We start from the raw sequence: 18,495 nt of genomic DNA, 5'->3' as shown, positions 1-18,495 counted from the left end.
TTTGTTGTTTTTATAAGAGTGTTTCTCAATAAAATCGATAAAATTCCGCATGTTCTATTGAACAGTCAATAAAAAATATGGCATGTTAAAACATGGAAAGCACATGACAATATGATGTGATATTAAGAATATCTGGAGTTTATTATGCGTTTACAACTTCGTGGACTGGCTTTAATGACAGGCCTGTCACTGCTGAGTATCTCAGTATTTGCTGAACCGGCTGTTCAGGCAGGGGAAACACTGGAAAGCTTATCCAAAGCAAAAATCAGCACCACTGTAAATGGTCAGCCGGGTTCACTGCAGGAACTGGTTGCCAATGGTCAGGTACGCATCGTATCAGACAATAATGCTGCTGCACCTGCACCTCAGGATATACCTGCTGAGCAGCCAGCACCGGCAGATGTCCCTGCGGACACTGCTCAACCTGCAGACAGCACCCAGACTGAACAGCCTTCAATCAACTGATTCCCCCTGTTCCACACACATAAAGCCAGGGATTGATCCCTGGCTTTATGCTATGAACACGGCGGTCAATAGAAATAAGTCCATGAAAAAAATTATCGGATACTGACTGGTTTTTATCATCATTGCAGGCCACCATCCCCAGAACCCTGAATTTCATTTAAAATTTTCCTTTTTATCATTGCCCCCAATCCATGCAGCAGAGATGTCAGCTTTGTGACATCTGAATGTCTGTTTTATTGCAATTTATTCACGCTATTGCTGAGCATAATTTGCCAGAGCATTTTGCAGTACTTTGCTTTAAACTGATTCAAAACACTTATTCCCGGAATCATGACTGCCCCGTCTCAGCGTCTGCAACCTGAATTTAACCTGCTGGTTTTCCTGGTCTCCATCGGCTTTTTTATGCAGGGCCTGGACAGTACCATTGTCAATACCGCCCTGCCTGCCATGGCACGGAGTCTGAACGAAAGTCCACTGCATATGCACAACGTAATCATTGGCTATGTGCTGTCGGTTGCCGTCAGTATGCCATTAAGCGGATGGTTGTCAGACCGTTTCGGTGTACGCAATGTTTTTTTTAGCGCAATTGCCGTTTTTACCCTGGCCTCACTGGGCTGTGCGCTGTCACAGAACCTGAATCAACTGATTTTCTGTCGTGTCCTGCAGGGCATCGGTGCTGCCTTTCTCCTGCCTGTTGGCCGGCTGGCAATGCTGAAACTCATTCCGCGCGAACAGTTTTTATCTGCCATGGGCATGATGAGCCTGGCCGGGCTGATCGGTCCCTTAATTGGACCGGCGCTGGGTGGCTGGCTGGTTGAAACAGCCAGCTGGCACTGGATTTTTATCATCAATATTCCGGTCGGTATTTTAGGCATGCTGGTGACCTTTAAAGCCATGCCGAATGTCCGGGAAACCTCCATCAAAAAATTTGACTTCGGTGGTTTTCTGCTGCTGGGCATCGCCATGCTGGGAATGGTACTGGGCATTGAAAATATTGCCCGTCAGGATATTTCCATCACCCTGAGTACTGGATTATTTATTGCAGGCTTAATTGCCGCCGCCCTGTATGCCTACTATGCACATCATCATCAGAATGCATTGTTCCGCAGCACATTATTTAAAAACAAAGTCTATACCATTGGTGTTTCCGGTAATTTCTTTGCCCGTTTTGGCGGGAATTCCATGGCATTCATTATCCCGCTGATGTTACAGCTTGCCTTTAACATGGACCCGCTGACCACCGGGGTCATGATGACGCCCATGATTCTTGGCGCACTGTTTTCCAAATCCATCATCAGCCCGATCATTCAAAGAACCGGTTACCGTCGGTTCCTGCTGACAAACACCCTGCTGGTCGGTGTCTGTATCGCCAGTTTTTCCCTGACCACTGCAGACACGCCAGGCTGGCTGCGCATTCCGCATTTCTTTATTTTCGGTGTCCTCAACTCATTACAGTTTGTCGCCATGAATACCCTGACCTTAAAGGATCTGCCTCAGCAGGATGCCAGCAGCGGCAATAGTTTTCTGTCCATGACCATGACACTGTCCATGAGTATCGGTATTGCCCTGGCCGGTACATTACTGAATATCTTTACCGACTATTATGGCTCGGCACACATCACAACAGCATTTCACAGCACCCTGATCTGTCTTGGCCTGATCAATGTAGTGGCGACCATGATCTTCTGGCAGCTTCCCAGTGATTGCCCTGCCTGAAATGGCAATGCTTCAGACAACAACGCTTAAAACCCTATGGATTAAAGCCATGCAGAAAGCGCATGGCTTTAGCTGTCAGAGTTGGCATAATAGTGAATGTTCAGCTTCAATACAGCAGATGATGCAACCCATGCTTTTACAACAATCCTCCGCACCGTACGGTCATGCACCTTACAACCCTGCTGCCATGCGTATGACTTTTTGCCGCCGCATGATACTGGCGGGCCTGATTTGTTTATTGCATTCTGCTGCCAGTGCCCAGAGTTATCCCATCAGGGGTTTTGATGTGTCCCACCATCAGGGCAGAATTGACTGGCAACAAATATCTCCACAGCAATATCAGTTTGTTTATTTAAAAGCCACTGAAGGTGGCGATTACCGGGATGATCAGTTTCAGGACTACTGGCTACAGGCACGGGAACAGGGTTTACGCACGGGGGCTTATCATTATTTTAACCTCTGCGGTAAAGGTGAAACGCAGGCCCGTAACTTTATGGAAACTGTGCCAAATAAACCCAATGCATTGCCCCCGGTCATTGACCTGGAATATGACAATCAGTGTATCAACACCCGGACCCGGGAACAGTTGCTCCGACAGATTCAGATCATGCATGATCATCTGTACCGGCATTATGGCAAACAACCGATATTTTATACCTCCAGAAGTTTTTATCATATTGTGCTGATCGGTCAGTTCAGTCAGACCCCGATCTGGATCCGCGAATATCAGGGCCAGCCTGAGTTAAAGGATCACCGCCGCTGGACCTTCTGGCAGCACACCAGCCAGGGCCATATTCCGGGTATTGCCAGACCTGTGGATTTAAATGTCTTCCACGGTTCCGAACCACAATGGCAGGATTTTCTGAAAGAGAATCACCTGCCTGTTTCACACCACGAAGAACCGGCCCATTAAACCATCAGACAGATACAGACGTATAGGTCATCCTTTTATACGCACAACATACAGTGATTGATGATTGTCATGCGATACAGCTCGTCATTTCGGTTAGAATAAAGTCACTGACCTGAAATGCATTGCACTGTGCATGAGAAAAATCATACATATTGATATGGATGCCTTTTTTGCATCTGTAGAACTCAGAGACCGTCCTGATTTAAAACACCTGCCTGTAGTGGTGTCTTCACATCATCCGCGGGCAGTGATTGCTGCGGCATCCTACCCGGCCCGGGTGTTTGGCCTGCGTTCGGCCATGTCAATGTCTCAGGCCAGAAAGCTTTGTCCGCATGTGGTGGTCATTGAGCCACGTTTCGACCAGTACCAGCAGGTTTCTGCCCAGATTCACCGGATATTTCAGCAATATACCCATCTGATTGAACCCCTGTCGCTGGATGAAGCCTATCTGGATGTGACCGACAACCTGCTGAACATTCCCAGCGCCACGGAAGTTGCCGAAAGAATCCGTACCGATATTTTCTCAGCCACAGGGCTGACTGCATCAGCAGGTGTCGCTCCCAATAAATTTCTGGCCAAAGTGGCATCCGACTGGAATAAACCCAATGGTATCTGCGTCATTAAGCCCGCCCAGATTCAGCATTTTATTCAGCATTTGCCCTTAAAGAAAATTCCCGGGGTCGGTAAAGTCACCCAGCAGAAACTGCAGCGCCTGAACCTGAGCACCCTGGGAGACCTGCAGAAAATTGAAGAAGCCGTATTGGTCCATCATTTTGGTAAATACGGCAAACAACTGTTCCTGTACGCACAGGGCGTGGATGAACGTCCGGTACAGCCGGAACGACAACGCCAGCAGATTTCCAAAGAAACCACCTTTGATGCTGATTTTACCCTGATGCAATGCCAACCCTACTGGAGCAATTTAATTGAACGGGTATGGAACAGTCTGGAACATAAACAGATACAGGCCCGGGGAGTCAGCGTTAAATTAAAACTCAAAAATTTTCAGGTATTGCAACACAGTAAAAGCTTTAAAACTGCTTTAAGCTCAGAACAGGAAATGACCCGGATTGTCCAGCTGCTGTTGCAGGAGATGCAGATTGCAGCACATGATCAGTTTCGGTTGATTGGCGTGGGCGTCTATCAGCTATCGGAAAAACAGGAAGAATCCCAGCTGTCGCTGTGGTAGGTGCAGTGCAACACCGGAAGCTGCCGGATCCTGAAACAACCGAACCGGCGTCTGTCGGATATCAACTGCAAATGGACTGAGATAATACCTGCGGGGACACGGATTATTTAGCATGGATCATTTCCATCCACCTGGAAATATGCAATGATTCATGCAGCACGGCATTATGGCGTCAAATTGCATACGGCATATTTTCACTGCTTTCACCGGACTGATCCGCGGGAACTGAGGCTGAACATCATTGAATACCGGGCTGAATTCCACAGTCAGATCACAGGGTTAAAAGCTGACAGCCATCTGCAAAAAATAACTTTTATGCGGTCGGAAACAATTTTGGCCAGTCACAGGCAGCGTTGTTCACCGAAAAGCAACTTTGTTCAATCAGAAGCAATTATGACCATCCCAGAACAGCATGAATAACAAAAAACAGATTTTATGTGTAGAAGACGATGCTGCCATCTTAATGCCGCTGCGTTATGCGCTGGAACGTGAAGACTGGCAGGTCAGCTGGGCAGATACCGGCACACAGGCCATTGAGCTTGTTGGGCAGCAGCATTTTGATTTTATTATCCTGGATGTTGGGCTGCCGGATCTGAACGGGTTTGAAGTCTGTAAAAAAATTCGGGCCTTTAACCATACGCCCTTATTGTTCCTCACTGCGCGGGATGATGAAATTGACCGCATTATCGGACTGGAAATTGGTGCAGATGACTACTGCACCAAACCGTTCAGCTCCCGCGAAATTGTGTCCCGGATCAAAGCCACCTGGCGCAGAATGGAACTGCAACAGGATTTGCATCAGCAGCAAACTGCCCCCACAACTGATACTGCTGTGCAGACCGATCATACACAGCGTATCTGGCAATGTGTGGATGAAGCCCTGCAAATTCAATATTTTGATACGGTACTGCAACTGACCCGCTATGAATATCGCCTGCTCAAATTACTGATTGACCATCCTGAGCAGGTCTTCAGCCGTCAGCAATTGATGCATCACATCTGGGAGCACCCGGAACACAGCCTGGAACGCACTGTAGATACTCACATCAAGAGTCTCAGACAAAAACTGAAACAGGTTTCACCGGACACTGACCCAATTATGACCCACCGTGGCTTTGGCTATAGCCTGAAACGGATGGAATAACAGATATGTCTATTTTCATACGGATCTGGTTCTTTTTTGGATTGGTGATTCTGCTTGGCCTGTGGTTCATGTCCTCGGCATTCAATCAGCAGGTCAAGCCGAATGTCCGCCAGGTTGTTGAGGATACCCTGGCGGAAAATGCCAATATTATTGCCATGCTGGTGGCCGAAGACGTTTATGAAAATAAGGTCTCAACCCCTGAATTCAATGACAAAATTCAGAATGCGCTGAATCGGAAACTGAACGCCAGTATGTGGCAGCAGGATAAACAGAACATCAATCAGCAGATTTACATTACCAATGCTGAAGGTATTGTCATTTATGATTCACAGGGGCTTGCCTCCACCGGCCAGGATTATTCCAGATGGAATGACATTTATCTGACCCTGCAGGGTAAATACGGCGTCCGCTCCACACGTGCCCAGTATAAAGACCCGGACAGCAGTATCATGTACGTTGCCGCCCCGATTTTTCATCAGCAGCAGCTGATTGGGGTGGTCAGTATCGGCAAGCCGAACAGTTCTGTACAGCCTTATATCCAGCGGGCAGAAGATAAGCTGATTCGACAGGCACTGTGGATCAGTCTGCTCAGCCTGTTTCTGGCCAGTCTGGTGGCCTACTGGCTGAAACACAGCATAGACCGGGTACGCAAATATGCACAGGCACTGGCGCCGGTCAATCAGGCACCGCATTTCCGTTCTGCAAGAGAATTAAACCTGGTGACACAGGCGGTTGAAACCATGCGTGAAAAACTCGAAGACCGGGCCTATGTGGAGCATTATGTCAACGCGCTGACCCATGAGTTAAAAAGCCCGCTGACCGCCATTCAGGCCAGTGCCGAACTACTCCGGGAGGACTTGCCACTGGACGACCAGCAGCAATTTGCCAGCCATATTCATGCGCAGAGTCAGAGATTACAAACCCTGATTGACCGCATGCTGCTCCTGACCCGGCTGGAAAAATCCAGGCACCAGATTGACATTCAGTCCATCAACCTTTCTACACTCATTGAACAGGTCATTCAGCAGAAATACAGCCAGATCCATCAGAAAAACATCTGCTGTCATACCGATATCCTGCCAGACTGTTTCATTCAGGCAGATCGTTTCTGGCTGCATCAGGCACTGAGTAACCTCGTGGACAATGCACTGGATTTTTCAGCAGAGTCGGCAAAACTCTCTATTCAGCTGCATCCGGATCAGAAAAACCATGTGCATATCCATATTTTTAATGAAGGTGAATGGATTCCTGAATTTGCGCTGCAACAGGTGTTTGATACCTATTTTTCCCTGCCCAGGCCGGGGAGCCGGCAACGCAGCTCGGGGATTGGCCTGAGCATTGTCAGGCAGGTGATTGAACAGCACCATGCCGCCATTAATATTGAAAATCTTCAGGCAAATAGCCTGCCCGCAATTGCCCCACACCATCAGGGAGTCTCGGTCAGCATCCGGCTTCACTGTAACTTCACACAAAGTTCACCTGTTTTTCAAAAGCAACTCAAATAAAATACATCTGTATTTTGCACACTTGGCCTGTCAACAGAATACATGCAAAAGAGACAGCCACCATTTCACCCGCCTGAACATGGTGATTTCTATTTTTACATGCTGTGCTCAGTCATGATTTATTTCGGGGCCGGTTGCTGAAAACCGGTTCAGAATTTTTCCCTTTCAGCAAGCTGTGGTGATTTTCCATGAATACAAACTTTCTTTCTGCTGCCACGCCAGTGCAACTGGCACAACTCTGCCCCCCCAACAGTTCAGTTGCCACCTGCCTGAACCAGTTACGGCATGCACATATCAGCCATTTAAACCTGGGCAATTTAATTATCTGCCCGGACTTCAACTGCCTGATTATTTTTAAGGAAAAACTGCTGATCAGAATTGAAACCCTGACCTCCCGGCATTCGGGTCTATTTGCAGATAACTGAGCTTCACGTACACTGTTGTGATTTCCCGGTTTGAGTAAAACAATGACTGTACAGCGTTTACATGTAGAAAAGCGTTTTTCTGAAATTGCCATTTCAGGCAACCTGATTCACCTGGCAGGTCAGCTGGCCACAGATACCCGTGTGGGGATTAAGGAACAAACTCAGCAGACGCTGAACATAATTGACCGTTTACTGGCCGATGCCGGCAGCGATAAACGTCATATTATGTCCGTGATGATTTTTCTGAAAGATATCGAAAATGATTATGCCGGTATGAATGAAGTCTGGGATGCATGGTGCGCCGATATGCAGGCCCTGCCCCGGACCTGTGTGCAAGCCCGGTTATATCGGCCTGAGGTACTGGTTGAAATGACCGTGGTGGCTGTAAAAGCCTGAATCGCATAGCAGACCATGATCAGCATGCATGCTGAATTAACCAAATGCCCGCATAGCCGAAGTCCGATGCCGATACTCACCCAATTGACCCGGTAACTCGGCGATATCATGATCTGTGTCCTGCATTTCCGGAAGTTCAGACCGGAAATCTTCACGCAGTTGCTGATATTCAGGCACGCCACTATAACGGATGACCCGATAGCCGGCAAACCGCAATACAGCGTCCTGATAGCTTTCTCCATGGGCTGCCCGTTTGATCGGATTCAGATCATCCAGCGCAACAATGGCCACGACACGACAGGCCTGATCCAGCACCACAAAATCAGCAAACATTTGCTGATATTTACGGCGGGTGCGTAAATATTTGGTGGTCAGCAATGCATCAAATGATACATGTGCCAATACATTGGCATTCGGTAAAATGTCCTTTAAGCGGGTAAAGGTTTTTTGCTCATTTGCATTAAATACAGCTCTCTGTCGCAGTACACTGTCACTTTGTTGCTTCGTTTTTAATCCTTTATAAGCAGCAACAATCACCAGTGCAAAGACCAACAGGCTTGCAGCGATTATCATATTCATTTTTCATCAATCCTTCGTTTTTATAATTCCGGCTCCTCTCCTATATACCTCTACCACCTGAGGGCCGGTTCCTGTTTCACTCGATCAATATACAGTCGATTGCTTTTATTAAAATGCCCGGTTAAAAAAACACCATTCAAACACGACACAACACTCATAAACGCTGACAATTCATTGCATAACTTACAGTGCGGTTTAAATCTGTCGTACCGGGAGCAGTTGCACACCGATAACCTGAGCTTTATACATAATATCCGTAGCTTATGACTATTTAATGAATCACGGGGCTGTTTCATTTTATAGCGATATCTCACTTAAAAAACAAGCTGGATTCACAACAACTGCTGCTTTTTCTACATCCACTCTTTTCTACATCCATTGTGGCCACGCAGACAGCAATACATGTCCGTCAGCTGAGCAGCCTGATGCAAATCATATTTTATCAACAGGTCTGAAAAAGTTATCCACAGCTGTGACGTTTTTCAGAGATCCATCCATTCTTCCAACAGAAAAAGGATGCTGTCGCATCCTCTCTGATTCTTATTTCAGGCAAAAAACAACCGGCAAAAACTAAGCTCTGCTCTTTGATCTGGATTTTGCTTTGCCATTCCCACCAGCCGGTTTTTTATCGCCTGTTTCACGTGGCGGCAAACCGGTATGCTGGGTCAGCATTTCTCCTTTTTCAGGGCGCTTGTCCGTATTTGCAGGCCGTGACTGACCACTGCGCTGCTTATTATTCACAGCAGGCCCGGTACTGCGTTTCTGTGAATCGCCGCCCACTGTGGAATTCTTCTTACGGGCAGACTGATACTGTCCTTCAGTCCCCTGTGGCTGATAGTTTGGAATCAGATGCTGTTTAGAATTCCCGATCAAATCCATACGCCCCATCTCACGTAAGGCATCGCGAAGCAGCGGCCAGTTGTTCGGATCATGGTAACGCAGAAATGCCTTATGCAGACGCCGGCGTTTCTCACCCTTAACAATATCTACATTTTCAGTATAACGTGCCACTTTTGCCAGTGGGTTTTTACCGGTGTAATACATGGTCGTTGCTGTCGCCATGGGAGACGGATAAAAGGTCTGTACCTGATCGGCACGGAACCCATTCTTTTTCAGCCAGATCGCCAGATTCATCATATCGTAATCGGTGGTCCCCGGATGCGCCGCAATAAAGTATGGAATTAAGTACTGTTCCTTACCTGCTTCCTTACTGAAACGTTCAAACATCTGTTTAAAACGGTCATAAGTGCCAATGCCCGGCTTCATCATTCTGGATAATGGGCCTTGTTCGGTATGCTCCGGTGCAATTTTTAAATAACCGCCCACATGATGCTGTACCAGTTCCTTCACATATTCAGGATTAAGTACCGCCAGGTCATAGCGCAGACCGGAACCGATCAGAATTTTTTTAATGCCTTTCAGCGAACGTGCCTTACGATACAGCTGAGTCAGTGGTGCATGATCGGTATGCAGATTCTGGCAGACGCCCGGATAAACACAGGAGGGTTTACGACAGTTCTTTTCAATTTCCGGGTCCTTACACTGCAGACGGTACATATTGGCCGTCGGGCCACCCAAATCAGAAATAATGCCGGTAAAACCCGGTGCAGTATCGCGAATTTTTTCAACTTCACGCAGAATGGAATCTTCTGAACGGTTCTGAATAATCCGCCCTTCATGTTCGGTAATGGAACAGAAGGTACAGCCACCAAAACAGCCCCGCATGATATTGACAGAAAATTTAATCATATCAAAAGCCGGGAAACGTGCTGCGCCATAAGCAGGATGCGGTAAACGTGCATAAGGCAGATCAAACACATAGTCCATTTCTTCCGTGGTCAGTGGAATCGGTGGTGCATTCAACCATACATCCCGCTCACCATGTTTCTGTACCAGTGCACGGGCATTTCCCGGATTGGTTTCCAGATGCAGAATCCGATTGGCATGTGCATATAACACAGGATCTTCAGCCACTTCTTCAAAAGCAGGTAAACGAATTACAGCCAACTCACGGGGTGGTAATTTATGTTTAATCGCCTTTGAGGCTGGTTTTAAACGTACAATCTGGGTATTTTCATCCAGATGATCGCCTTCCCGGACAATCGGCCTAGCCACAGGTTCTTTCTGAAAATTCTGATATTTAGCGAGTGAATTGCCCTTATCCTGTTCAATTTCACAGCCATCCAGGTCTTCCGTCATGACATAAGGGTTAATGATTGGATCAACCCGACCAATGGCATCCACATCATTGGATGCAATTTCCACAAACCTGGCTTTAGATGGACGGTTTAATTTATTGACGATGAATGCCGTACCACGGACATCGGTAATTTCATGAATTTTCTCGCCTTTTGCCAGCCGATGCATGACTTCAACAACAGAACGCTCACCATTGCCATACATGAGCAGATCAGCTTTTGAATCCATCAGGACCGAACGGCGAACCTTGTCTGACCAGTAATCATAATGCGCAATACGACGTAGAGATGCTTCAATACCGCCCAGTAAAACCGGCACATCCGGAAAAGCTTCCCGACAGCGCTGGCAATAGACCGTCGCAGCACGATCAGGGCGCTTATTCGGTAGATTGTCTGGTGAATAGGCATCATCCGAGCGGATCTTACGATCTGCAGTATAACGGTTGATCATGGAATCCATATTGCCTGCCGTGACGCCCCAGGCAATGGCCGGTTTTCCCAGTACCCGGAATGCCTCAGGATCGGTCCAGTCCGGCTGTGCAATGATCCCGACACGAAAACCCTGAGCTTCCAGGGTCCGACCAATAATGCCCGAACAAAACGACGGATGGTCAATATAGGCATCACCACAGACTAAAATAAAGTCACAGGCATCCCAGCCGAGCAGATCCATCTCTTCGCGCGACATTGGCAAAAACGGTGCAGGTTCAAAGCACGATGCCCAGTATTTGTCATAATCAAACAGCGCTTTAGGCGCCGTCTGGGCAGTATAGGCGGTAGACATGGCTTGCGGATTCCCGGCTGGCAGAATAAAAAAGACATCTCTTTAAAGCTGGGGCGCTTCACAATAACCGAAGGACCGCCAGCTTATACATAGATGAAAGGCGCTCATTTTATCATGAATTTCATTCATTTTATTGATTATAAAACATGCAAAAACAATGATATATAAATTTAAGTGTTTAACTTTTAAACAGCTGCATCCCTGGTCTGAACTCTCCTGCAAATCAGTACTGCAATATGTCAGCCGCTGCAGCGGGATAATTAAAAATTGATTGTCATGAATTGGCAACACCAAAGCATTACCCTGGTTCTCAAAACTTCAGAATAGAAAATTGTGAAAATAGCGATTGCAGGTACCGGATATGTCGGGCTATCAAATGCCCTGTTGCTCGCCATGCATCATGACGTCATCGCACTGGATATTGATGCCGGACGAGTACAACAGCTGAATCAGCGGATTTCCCCGCTGGATGATGCAGAAATTAGAAGCTGGCTGACCGATAAAACACCCCGGTTCCGGGCCAGTCTGGATCAGCATGAGGCATATTCAGACGCTGACTTCGTGATTATTGCCACACCGACTGATTATGATCCACACAGTAATTTTTTTGACACCCGTTCCGTTGAAGCGGTGATCCAGGACGTCATACAGATCAATCCCCATGCGGTCATGGTGATTAAATCCACCGTTCCTGTCGGTTTTACTGAACGCATGAAAAACCAGTTCAATACGCAGAACCTGCTGTTCTCTCCTGAGTTTTTACGTGAGGGCAAAGCGCTTTATGACAATCTTTACCCGTCCCGTATTATTGTCGGTGAAAAATCAGAACGGGGACAGATATTTGCAGACTTATTGCAACAGGGCGCACTACAACACAATACGCCCACCCTGCTGACCGACAGTACCGAAGCCGAAGCCATTAAACTGTTCGCCAACACCTACCTGGCCATGCGTGTTGCCTATTTCAATGAACTGGATACCTACGCCTCCATCCATCAGCTGGACAGCCGGCAGATTATTGACGGGGTTTCACTGGATCCACGTATTGGTCCCCATTATAACAATCCATCCTTTGGCTATGGTGGCTATTGTCTGCCCAAGGACACCAGGCAACTGCTGGCAAATTATCATAATGTTCCACAGAATCTGATTCAGGCCATTGTCACGGCCAATCAGACCCGTAAGGATTTCATTGCGGATGACATTATTAGAAGAAAGCCACATACGGTCGGAATTTACCGGCTCATCATGAAAGCCGGTTCTGATAACTTCCGGGCATCCTCGGTCCAGGGTGTCATGAAAAGAATTAAAGCCAAAGGGATTCAGGTGGTCGTCTATGAACCGATTCTGGACGAAGAGCATTTTTTCCATTCTCCAGTCATCCGGGACCTGACCGCATTTAAACAACAGGCGGATGTGATTGTCGCAAACCGCCTGAGTGATGATCTGTCCGATGTGCTGCACAAAGTATATACACGGGATTTATTCGGTGGTGATATTTAGTTCTGCCATAAAACCCGGACATATGAACCCTCCAGATATTCCACACCTGATGGATCAGCGCTTATGAAAATATTGGTTACCGGTGTTGCAGGCTTTATCGGTTATCACGTTGCCCGGCAACTGCTTGCGCGGGGAGATGAAGTCATCGGCCTGGACCATTTGAATGATTATTATGATGTCACGCTCAAACAGGCCCGGCTGCACAACTTACAGCCCTATACCGCATTTACCTTCCTGCCGCTTGATCTGACGGACCGGGTCGGTCTGGCAGCACTGTTTCAGACGCATGACATACAACGCGTCGTTCATCTTGCAGCCCAGGCCGGAGTCCGTTATTCCCTGCAAAATCCTTATGCCTATGCAGACAGCAACCTGTCCGGTTTTTTAAATCTGCTGGAATGCTGCCGCCATCATCATGTTGAACACCTGGTCTATGCATCCAGCAGTTCTGTGTACGGGGCCAATCGTAAAATGCCCTATGCCGTCAGCGATCATACCGATCATCCCCTGTCATTATATGCTGCCAGTAAAAAAGCCAACGAACTGATGGCACATGCCTATAGTTATAATTTTAATCTGGCCACAACAGGACTACGCTTTTTTACCGTATATGGCCCCTGGGGTCGACCGGATATGTCGCCTTTTATTTTTACCCGTAAAATCCTGATGGGTGAAGCAATTGATGTTTTCAACTACGGTCATCACCGCCGTGATTTTACCTATATCGATGATATTGCAGATGGTGTCGTGCGCTGTCTGGACCAGATTGCCACGGTAAATTCCGAATGGCAGGCTGAACACCCTGACCCGGATACATCACTGGCGCCCTGGCGCATCTATAATATCGGCAACCACCAGCCAGTTGAACTTTTATATTACATTCAGCTGATTGAGCAATATACCGGTTGCCAGGCCAGGCTCAACCTCTTGCCCCGCCAGCCTGGCGATGTGCTGGATACCTATGCCGATATCGACAGTCTGAACCAGGCGACAGGTTTCAGACCGGTTACCACCATTGAACAGGGCATGCAGAAATTTGTGGCCTGGTATCGTGATTACTATCAGTTATGACGGTGATCAGCTGCCATAAGCCTGATCATCTTTCCACCTGCCGGGCCGGAATCAATAGAGCCACCACGCCTCCGAACAGCGTACTGACCAGCATCAGCAGATGTAACTGAATTCCGGCAAACAACAGTCCCTTCACCTGCATACCCAGCAATTTACCAGCCGCCAGCATACTCGCTTCATAGGTCCCCAGACCGGCCGGGGCATGAACAGGCAATACCGAACTCAACTCCCCACCTATGCTGACTCCCACCGCATTCCACCAGGCCAGTGGCATAAACCAACCCAGTACCACAGCAAAGACCATGATCTTGCTCACCCAGCAAATCCAGGTCAGTAACCAGCTGCGCGCCAGGCTGCCTGCATGGGCCGGCATGGCCATGACAAGCTGCTCCAGCAGCCATCTGATCCGGCCATGTTTCAGGCTTTTTGCATAGCTTTCAAGCCAGGGAGCCAGCCAGAGCAGCAATAACGGTGCAATGAACCATAAAATCAGTAAGCCCCACAACCACAGACTTGTACTATGCCAGACCAGTAATAACGCCAGATAGCCCAGTCCCAGCAGAACCTGTAAATCCAGTATTCTCAGCAGTAACAATCCGGCTGTGGCATAGCCTAAGCCTGTACCGAAATAACGTCGCATCAGCAGGGGAAAACTGATTTCCCCGGTCCGCATGGGCAATAAATTATTTAATAAATTATGACTGAGCATGATTTTGCAACAGGTCACCAGGCCGCCCCGTGTCACCGGCAGAAAGAAGTCATAAATTCGCCAGCCCCGGATCACATAAGTCAGAAACATCAGCATGAGCGCAACAACCGGATACCATAGCGGAATATTCTGCCAGGTGCTGAGCACATGTTTCCAGCCAAATAACCATTCAATTACAATACCATACAGAATAATGGCAAAAAGCAGCAACCACTGCGCCAGGTGGCCGGATCGCTGATTCAGCCGGCCTGTTGCATGAGGGGGATGATTTGACACATGACTTACCTTTTAAATTGTCATAAAAAATTCACAATACTGTCACTTTTGTATTTGCTTTCAACTCGCATGATTGGCTTCAGTAATTGACCATTGAACCATACATAACCTATGCACAAGGCATTTTTATTACAACCTGAAGAGCAGATTTATCAACTTCAATCTCCCTATTCAAGTCTTTTTTTCTCATTGGTCATCCCACTTTATAATGAAGAAGAAACGGTCATTGCCCTGATTGACACCATTCATGACGCGCTGGGTGCACAGACCCAGACATGGGAGTTGATTCTGGTGGATGATGGCAGCTCAGATACCACCGTTCAGACCATTCAGCAAAAACTGCTGCACAGCTCACTGAATGCCAAGTTGATCCAGCTGAGCCGTAACTACGGCCAGACCGCTGCCATGCAGGCGGGAATTGATGAAGCAAAGGGACAATATATTGTGACGATGGATGGCGATTTACAAAACGATCCCCATGACATTCCGACCATGCTGCAGCAACTGATTGATCAGGACCTCGACCTGCTGGTCGGCTGGCGAAAGAACCGCAAGGATGCCTTTTTACTGCGAAAAGTACCATCTCTACTGGCCAATCGGTTAATTGGCCGAATCTCAGGACTGCGCCTGCATGACTATGGTTGCAGCCTGAAAGTCTATCGCACCGAAATTATCAAACAAATCCGCCTGGTCGGTGAAATGCACCGCTTTATTCCACTGTGGGTGGTCAGTGTGGTACCGGCCTCCCGTATTGGAGAAGTTCCGGTACGTCATCATGCAAGACAATTCGGCCAGTCAAAATACGGTATTTCACGGACCATTCGTGTGCTGATTGACCTGCTGTCCGTGATGTTTTTTAAACGCTACCTGATGCGTCCCGGGCATCTTTTTGGCTCCATTGGCCTGTTTTTTGGCTTTATTGGCAGCCTGATGCTGGCTTATCTGGCAGTGGATAAATATATTTTTGACAATTCCATTGGCACACGGCCCATGTTGCTGATCGGCGTCATGTGTGTGCTCATGTCCTTACAATTTTTAATGACCGGTATCGTCGCTGAACTGATTTCCAGAACCTATCTGAACTCAGGCGACAATAAAAGCTATCTGATCCGTCGTATTTATCAGCATCAGGGTAAACAATGACGCAATATGTATCACCCCGTCCAGCCACCGGAATACTTCATCCTGTCCTGGAAACATTACAATCCCGCTGGTTAATCTTATTACTTGCCGCCAATTTTCTGATCGGCCTGAGCAATCTGCCCTTATTCGACCTGGATGAAGGTGCATTCAGCTCTGCCACCATGGAAATGCTGATCCGTGGAGATTATGTCACCACCTATATGGGCGGTGAATTACGCTTTGATAAACCGATTCTGATTTACTGGTTACAGGCAGCTTCAGTCTCACTATTCGGGCTCAATGAGTTTGCCCTGCGGCTCCCTTCAGCATTATGCGCCACACTGTGGTGCTGGACTGTCTATGAGTTTTGCAGGCAGTTTCTGGATATTTCCAGGGCAGCCACCGCCTGTATCCTGATGGCCAGCTCACTGATTATTTCCATTATTTCCAGGGCAGCCACGGCCGATGCACTGCTCAACCTGTGGATCTGCCTGGCATTATGTGATGCATACCGCCATTTTAACCAGCAGAATGTCCCGTCAGACCATTGGTCAAAATATGCCTTACGTGCCTACCTGTGGGTTGGTCTGGGGGTACTGACCAAAGGACCGATTGCCATTCTGATCCCGCTGGCGGTCATCAGCATTTATGCCTTATGGTCCAGGCAATTCAGGGCATGGTGGCATATCGCCCTGAATCTGCCCGGCTGGCTGATCTGTCTGGCCGTGTTTTTACCGTGGTATTTTGCCGAATACCTGGTACAGGGCCAGGCGTTCATTGATGGCTTTTTCCTCAAACACAATCTGTCCCGCTTTTCCAGCACCATGGAAGGTCATGGCGGCAGTCTGCTGTACTACCTGCCGGTCAGTCTGCTGGTCTTTATGCCGGTCACCGGGTTTTTCCTGCAATTACTGGCCCGTATCCGGCTGTTTTTACCCCGCTCCGCACAGCGCCCGGATGCACTGGACGCCTTCTGCTGGAGCTGGTTTATCTTTGTACTGGTTTTTTTCAGTTTTTCCAGCACCCAATTGCCGCATTACCTGCTTTATGGTGTCACGCCGGTTTTCATCCTGATGGCCAGATACCGTGACCAGCTGACTTCCCGCTGGCTGGTGATGGTTCCGGTCAGCCTCTTTATGTTATTGCTGATTTTCCTGCCGGAAATTGGCCGTTACATTATTGCAACCCAGCAAAAGGTTGAAGTGGTCGCCATGGTCAAAGATGGCCTGGTCCAGCTGGATCTGCACTATCGTCTTATGGTGATTTTCTCTTTTGCACTGATCCTAATCACCCTGTTTTTAGCCAGATGGCCACTATGGATTCGCCAGCTGGTGATCAGCATTATTTTTACCCTGACGGTTGTGCATGTAATTGTGCCGACCTATGCCGCCATCCAGCAGCAACCGGTCAGGCAAGCTGGCATCTTTGCCCGTAGTCTTTCAGAACCCATTGTCATGTGGAACCATGACATGCCGAGTTTCAGCATTTATTTACAAAAAGTTGTGCCCATACGTGAACCTAAAGCAGGTGAAATTGTATTTACCGGTCTGGATAAACTAAAAAACTTTCCTGATGCAGAGGTTCTGTTCAACAAAGGCGGAGTGGTACTGGTCCGACTCCCTGTTACGGAGAGAAACCACTGATGATTCTCCTGTTCCTTCTTGTACCCGTACTCTGCATCCTGGGCTGGGAATTGATCCATCATTACTATGAGATCAATACCCCGCTTTTTCTGCTGATCAACGGTATGCCACCACATAATGACTGGTTATGGCAGAACATCAGCTTTTTAGGTGATGGCCTGCCCGCCTATGTGCTACTCATTTTCTTCTGCCGTAAAAATGCCCATCTGCTCTGGCTGGGCATACTTGCTTTTCTGGTGACCGGACTGGCCGTACAGGGAATCAAGTATCTGATTGATGTTGTGCGTCCGATCAGCTATCTGGGGATTGAAAATGTTCATGTGATTGGCAAGGCCTTAAAGTTTAACAGCTTTCCATCAGGCCATGCGGCAACCGCATTTGTACTTGCCGGGGTTTTAAGCCGCTCCATGCGGCAGAATGCCTTTGCACATACCCGATTGATTTCCACAGGCCTGATTCTGTTTGCCACATTAATTGCATTGAGTCGCGTGGTTGTTGGTGTACACTGGCCACTCGATGTCATCATCGGCGCCATCTGGGGCTGGTATAGCGCTGCCATCCTTATGAGGCTCTCTGCCCGAACAGTCTCCATTGGGCGGACCCGCCGCAGTGCCAATATTCTATATATACTTGCAGCCATCAGCGCCGGATGCCTGTGGAATTTTGATGGCGGTTATCCTCTCGCTGCCGGATTGGCTAAATTGCTGTCTGCCTGCGCCATGACTTATGTGGCATTGTCGCTGGTGGAACTCAATCTCAGAGTCAGGTTAATCCTTGAAAAAGGCCTGCGGCTTCGCTTACGCCCCATCACAGCACAGCAACTGGATCATACCTTTTTTGAAAAAAGTAAATAAACG

17 protein-coding genes are annotated in these 18,495 nt (G+C 48.0%); 14 read left to right on the top strand and 3 right to left on the bottom strand.

The features are described from left to right. The first annotated feature begins 144 nt into the window (after nucleotides 1-144). The 8 genes from ACT6PV_RS00870 to ACT6PV_RS00835 all read left to right on the top strand — a co-directional run bounded on the left by ACT6PV_RS00870 (nucleotide 145) and on the right by ACT6PV_RS00835 (nucleotide 7,753). Entirely contained in the window at nucleotides 145-465 is a 321-nt protein-coding gene (locus ACT6PV_RS00870) for a hypothetical protein (protein ID WP_445114650.1), read from the top strand. Nucleotides 466-795: 330 nt separating this feature from the next. Then, entirely contained in the window at nucleotides 796-2,181 is a 1,386-nt protein-coding gene (mdtD, locus tag ACT6PV_RS00865) for a multidrug transporter subunit MdtD (protein WP_445114649.1), read from the top strand. Between the two features lie 193 nt (nucleotides 2,182-2,374). Further along, nucleotides 2,375-3,094, top strand: coding sequence for a glycoside hydrolase family 25 protein (locus tag ACT6PV_RS00860; protein ID WP_445116979.1), 720 nt, complete (start codon nucleotides 2,375-2,377; stop codon nucleotides 3,092-3,094). 133 nt (nucleotides 3,095-3,227) lie between these two features. Continuing rightward, on the top strand, nucleotides 3,228-4,283 hold the full coding sequence (gene dinB / locus ACT6PV_RS00855) for a DNA polymerase IV (protein ID WP_445114648.1): 1,056 nt from the start codon (nucleotides 3,228-3,230) through the stop codon (nucleotides 4,281-4,283). 412 nt (nucleotides 4,284-4,695) lie between these two features. Next, nucleotides 4,696-5,427 carry a two-component system response regulator CreB gene (gene creB / locus ACT6PV_RS00850; RefSeq protein WP_445114647.1) on the top strand — a complete coding sequence of 244 codons (732 nt, stop codon included), beginning with the start codon at nucleotides 4,696-4,698 and terminating at the stop codon, nucleotides 5,425-5,427. A 5-nt stretch (nucleotides 5,428-5,432) separates the two neighbouring features. Continuing rightward, on the top strand, nucleotides 5,433-6,932 hold the full coding sequence (gene creC / locus ACT6PV_RS00845) for a two-component system sensor histidine kinase CreC (protein ID WP_445114646.1): 1,500 nt from the start codon (nucleotides 5,433-5,435) through the stop codon (nucleotides 6,930-6,932). 188 nt (nucleotides 6,933-7,120) lie between these two features. After that, nucleotides 7,121-7,357, top strand: a complete 237-nt coding sequence (locus ACT6PV_RS00840) for a hypothetical protein (protein WP_445114645.1) — start codon at nucleotides 7,121-7,123, stop codon at nucleotides 7,355-7,357. A 42-nt stretch (nucleotides 7,358-7,399) separates the two neighbouring features. After that, nucleotides 7,400-7,753, top strand: coding sequence for a RidA family protein (locus ACT6PV_RS00835; RefSeq protein WP_445114644.1), 354 nt, complete (start codon nucleotides 7,400-7,402; stop codon nucleotides 7,751-7,753). A 36-nt stretch (nucleotides 7,754-7,789) separates the two neighbouring features. Here ACT6PV_RS00835 and ACT6PV_RS00830 read toward each other — a convergent pair whose 3' ends face one another. Then, the gene (locus ACT6PV_RS00830; protein ID WP_445114643.1) at nucleotides 7,790-8,332 is read right to left on the bottom strand and encodes a DUF2726 domain-containing protein; all 543 of its coding nucleotides are present in this window, start codon (nucleotides 8,330-8,332) and stop codon (nucleotides 7,790-7,792) included. A 274-nt stretch (nucleotides 8,333-8,606) separates the two neighbouring features. Between ACT6PV_RS00830 and ACT6PV_RS00825 the strand changes: the two genes are divergently transcribed. Next, a complete protein-coding gene (locus ACT6PV_RS00825; protein WP_445114642.1) occupies nucleotides 8,607-8,906 on the top strand; it encodes a hypothetical protein in 300 nt (99 codons plus the stop codon). Here ACT6PV_RS00825 and ACT6PV_RS00820 read toward each other — a convergent pair. Continuing rightward, on the bottom strand, nucleotides 8,903-11,314 hold the full coding sequence (locus tag ACT6PV_RS00820) for a YgiQ family radical SAM protein (protein ID WP_445114641.1): 2,412 nt from the start codon (nucleotides 11,312-11,314) through the stop codon (nucleotides 8,903-8,905). The genes ACT6PV_RS00825 and ACT6PV_RS00820 overlap by 4 nt on opposite strands. A gap of 333 nt (nucleotides 11,315-11,647) precedes the next feature. Between ACT6PV_RS00820 and ACT6PV_RS00815 the strand changes: the two genes are divergently transcribed. Beyond that, on the top strand, nucleotides 11,648-12,817 hold the full coding sequence (locus ACT6PV_RS00815) for a nucleotide sugar dehydrogenase (protein WP_445114640.1): 1,170 nt from the start codon (nucleotides 11,648-11,650) through the stop codon (nucleotides 12,815-12,817). 63 nt (nucleotides 12,818-12,880) lie between these two features. Then, nucleotides 12,881-13,888, top strand: a complete 1,008-nt coding sequence (locus ACT6PV_RS00810; RefSeq protein WP_445114639.1) for an NAD-dependent epimerase — start codon at nucleotides 12,881-12,883, stop codon at nucleotides 13,886-13,888. 25 nt (nucleotides 13,889-13,913) lie between these two features. Here ACT6PV_RS00810 and ACT6PV_RS00805 read toward each other — a convergent pair whose 3' ends face one another. After that, on the bottom strand, nucleotides 13,914-14,873 hold the full coding sequence (locus ACT6PV_RS00805) for a lysylphosphatidylglycerol synthase domain-containing protein (RefSeq protein ID WP_445114638.1): 960 nt from the start codon (nucleotides 14,871-14,873) through the stop codon (nucleotides 13,914-13,916). Nucleotides 14,874-14,984: 111 nt separating this feature from the next. Here ACT6PV_RS00805 and ACT6PV_RS00800 point away from each other — a divergent pair, with 111 nt between their 5' ends. From ACT6PV_RS00800 to ACT6PV_RS00790, 3 genes are read left to right on the top strand one after another with little or no spacing between them, the layout of a single operon-like run. After that, nucleotides 14,985-16,016: a glycosyltransferase family 2 protein gene (locus ACT6PV_RS00800; RefSeq protein ID WP_445114637.1), complete on the top strand. Its 1,032-nt coding sequence runs from the start codon at nucleotides 14,985-14,987 to the stop codon at nucleotides 16,014-16,016. Next, nucleotides 16,013-17,638, top strand: a complete 1,626-nt coding sequence (locus tag ACT6PV_RS00795; RefSeq protein ID WP_445114636.1) for an ArnT family glycosyltransferase — start codon at nucleotides 16,013-16,015, stop codon at nucleotides 17,636-17,638. The genes ACT6PV_RS00800 and ACT6PV_RS00795 overlap by 4 nt, the downstream gene beginning before the upstream one ends. After that, complete coding sequence (locus ACT6PV_RS00790; RefSeq protein WP_445114635.1) at nucleotides 17,638-18,492, top strand: phosphatase PAP2 family protein; 855 nt, start codon at nucleotides 17,638-17,640, stop codon at nucleotides 18,490-18,492. The genes ACT6PV_RS00795 and ACT6PV_RS00790 overlap by 1 nt, the downstream gene beginning before the upstream one ends. Nucleotides 18,493-18,495 lie beyond the last annotated feature (3 nt).

Source organism: Acinetobacter sp. WZC-1, assembly GCF_052544965.1.
The sequence above is the reverse complement of the archived record's forward strand: the minus strand, read 5'-3'. Positions and strand labels throughout refer to the sequence as shown.